Here is a 2,882-nt window from a genome sequence, read left to right on the forward strand (position 1 = left end):
GTACGCGTCTGTGCATCCCACCTTGACTGGTCAGCAGCAGCCCGGCAGGAAGGGCCGATGTCGTTGTAAGGTTGAGCACACCCAAGGCGCCAGCACGTTGTTCAGATGAACCAGTCCCCATACGTTCGTAGTCCCGACAGATTCTTGCTTGGTCTCAGTCGTCGTCCTGCTGGCTTAGTCATCGCACCATTCGAATCAGACTGGGGCACGACCGACGAGATGCTTTGCACCTTTCGTGGCGTTCTGATTGGAAGGGCGGTGAAGGGCGATCCCCTTGTCATCAGTCTCACGCCGGCTCTAGACAGGCAACGTGCTTACGACTGGCCGTCGGGGCAAGCCTTTCTCGAGGCAGTGCTGGCTCTGCTATTTGAGGTTGATGACTGGTGGGTGCGCTGCGAGAGAGATTCGGACCAAGAGGTGCCACATCAGGCGACCGGCATGCAGCAACTGCGGTCCTTGATGGCTCAGGTCGTCGATATCTGCTGCACAGGCATCGGTGAATTGCCAACCTTCGTCTCGACCCCGCCTTCACCCGGTACTGCCGTCTGACGAGCCCATTGGTGCGGGAGCAACTCCGCAATCCGACTCGCCGGCTGCGTCGGTAGCCGCTCCAGGATGTCGCGCAGGTAGGCGTAAGGATCAAGCCCGTTGAGCTTGGCCGAGTGGATGAGGCTCATCACTGCCGCAGCCCGCTTGCCCGCGCGCAAGCTGCCGGCGAACAGCCAGTTCTGCCGCCCCAGAGCAATGGGCCGGATGCGGTTCTCCACCCAGTTGTTGTCGATGGGCAGGTCGCCGTCATCGAGGTAGCGGGTCAGCGCCGTCCAGCGCTTGAGGCTGTAGTCGATGGCCCTGGCGGTGGCTGAGCCATCCGGCACGCGCTGGCGCTGTTGCCGCAGCCACTGGTTCAGTGCATCAGCCAGCGGCCGAGCTGTTTGCCGGGCTTCAAGCCTGGCTTGGCAGTCGGCGTTGACCGCTGCCCGCTCCACCTCGTAGAGCTGACCGAAGAACTTCAGTGCCTGCTCGCCGACCTGGCTGCCGTGGTTGGCCCAGAGTTCGTGGAACTTGCGCCGGGCGTGCGCCATGCAGCCGACCTCCGTCACGCCCAGCTCGAAGCAAGCCTTGTAGCCGGCGAAGTCGTCACAGACGAGCTTGCCTTGCCAAGCTGGCTTGCTTGGCGTCCCGGGCAATCCGAGGAAGTCGCGGGCGTGCTGGCCGCCACGGCTGTCTGCGAAGTCGAAGATGACGGCCTGCAGCGGGCTGAACTGCGTGGTGCAGTAGCTCCACAGGTAGGCGCGGTGTGTCTTGCCGTGGCCAGGCTTGAGCATGGCCACTGGGGTCTCGTCGGCGTGCAGCACCGGTTGGCGCAGCAGTTCCGCAGCCAGCGCGTCCACAAGCGGCTGCAGTTGCACGCCGCACTCGCCGACCCACTGGGCCAGTGTGGAGCGCGCGATGGCGTGCCCGGCGCGCTCGAAGATGGCCTCCTGCCGGTACAGCGGGAGGTGGTCCAGGTACTTGGCGACCAGCACCTGGGCCAGCATGCCGGTCGTCGGCAGGCCCTTGTCGATGATGTGCGGCGCGACCGGCGCCTGCACGATCCGCTCGCAGCACTTGCACACCCACTTGCCGCGGATGTGGCGCTCGACGGTGAAGACGCCAGGCTGGTAGTCCAGCTTCTCGGCAACGTCCTCACCGATGCGTTGCATGGCCTGCCCGCAGCCGCAGGCGGTGCTCTCCGGTTCATGGTGCACGTCGCGACGCGGCAGGTGCGCCGGCAGCTTCTCGCGCCGCGGCTGTTGCCGCTCGCCTGCAGTCCGGTTGGGCTGCAGTGCCTCAATCTCGGCAGCCACGGCCGCGAGGTCGCTGTCCAGCGTCTCGTCCAGTAGGCTCTTCTGCTCGGTGCTGAAGCGCTCGCTCTGCGCAGCGAACTTCAGCCGCTTGAGGATGGCGTTCTCGTGCGTGAGCTTCTCGATGACGGCCTGCTTGAACGCAGCCTCGGCGCGTGCAGCCCGAAGGGCGTCGCGCAGTTGCTGGGCATCGAGTGTGTCGAGGTCGTCGGCAATCACGAGTGGTAATGTTGCCGGCCCCGCGCCGCGCCGGCCATCGGCAGATGCAGCAATGGACGCGCGGCTACAGCAGCGTGATGACGCCGGCCTCGCCGACGTGCTGCCAGGGCAGGCCCAGCACCAGGGCGTCGAACTGAGCGCGGCTCAGACTCAGCGTGCCGGTCACGTCGCGGGGCCAGACGAAGCGGCCGGCGTTGAGGCGACGGGCTGCCAGCCACACGCCGATGCCGTCGTGCACGAGCACCTTCATCCGGTTGGCCCGGCGATTGGCGAACAGGTAGGCGTGGTGGGGCCGGGCAGCACCGAAGACGGCGACAACGCGGCGCAGGGCGGCCTCGGTGCCGGCTCGCATGTCCAGAGGCTCAACCGCCAGCCACAGCGCGTCGACCCGGATCAACGCAGCATCTCGCGCAGCCAAGCGGCACAGGCCGTAGCGCCACTCATCGGCCAACGCACGCGGACGTGGACCGGGCCGCGCTGCAGCTCCAGTTCGATGGACTGCGGCGGATCAGATGGCGGGACTTCCGCGACGACCGACACGGGGACGAAGGCGGGTGCGCTGCGAACCTCTCCGTCGTCAGCAGCCAGGCGCCGCCACTTGTGAACGAGATTGGCGTTGAGGCCGTAGCTCATCGCCACTTGGGCCACGGACGCGCCTGGGGCCACGCATGCTGCAATGACCTGGCGCTTCAGCTCTGCGTCGTGACGCCGGCGGCTGGCCGGCTTGGCGTCTGACATGGTGTCCACCTAACTTGTTTGGTGGGCACCATCCTGGCTGCCGGGCACGGGCCGTTCAAGGTGAGTTGGCCGGACGGATAC

2 protein-coding genes and 1 pseudogene are annotated in these 2,882 nt (G+C 66.4%); all 3 read right to left on the minus strand.

Annotated features, from left to right (window positions below):
• Positions 1 to 554 precede the first annotated feature (554 nt).
• Positions 555 to 2,024, minus strand: a pseudogene (gene tnpC / locus E8D38_RS27325) (IS66 family transposase); the annotation flags it as partial.
• Positions 2,025 to 2,127: 103 nt separating this feature from the next.
• The gene (gene tnpB, locus E8D38_RS27330) at positions 2,128 to 2,514 is read right to left on the minus strand and encodes an IS66 family insertion sequence element accessory protein TnpB (RefSeq protein ID WP_342779616.1); all 387 of its coding nucleotides are present in this window, start codon (positions 2,512 to 2,514) and stop codon (positions 2,128 to 2,130) included.
• Complete coding sequence (tnpA, locus tag E8D38_RS27335; RefSeq protein WP_140637434.1) at positions 2,457 to 2,801, minus strand: IS66-like element accessory protein TnpA; 345 nt, start codon at positions 2,799 to 2,801, stop codon at positions 2,457 to 2,459. Before tnpA ends, tnpB begins: the two co-directional genes overlap by 58 nt.
• Positions 2,802 to 2,882 lie beyond the last annotated feature (81 nt).

Origin of the sequence: Methylibium rhizosphaerae (assembly GCF_006386545.1) — a bacterium.
Classification (GTDB): domain Bacteria; phylum Pseudomonadota; class Gammaproteobacteria; order Burkholderiales; family Burkholderiaceae_C; genus Pseudorivibacter; species Pseudorivibacter rhizosphaerae.

Excerpts from the sequence above, each read along its gene's own strand:
- tnpA (WP_140637434.1), bottom strand. The coding sequence starts at position 2,801 with ATGTCAGACGCCAAGCCGGCCAGCCGCCGGCGTCACGACGCAGAGCTG.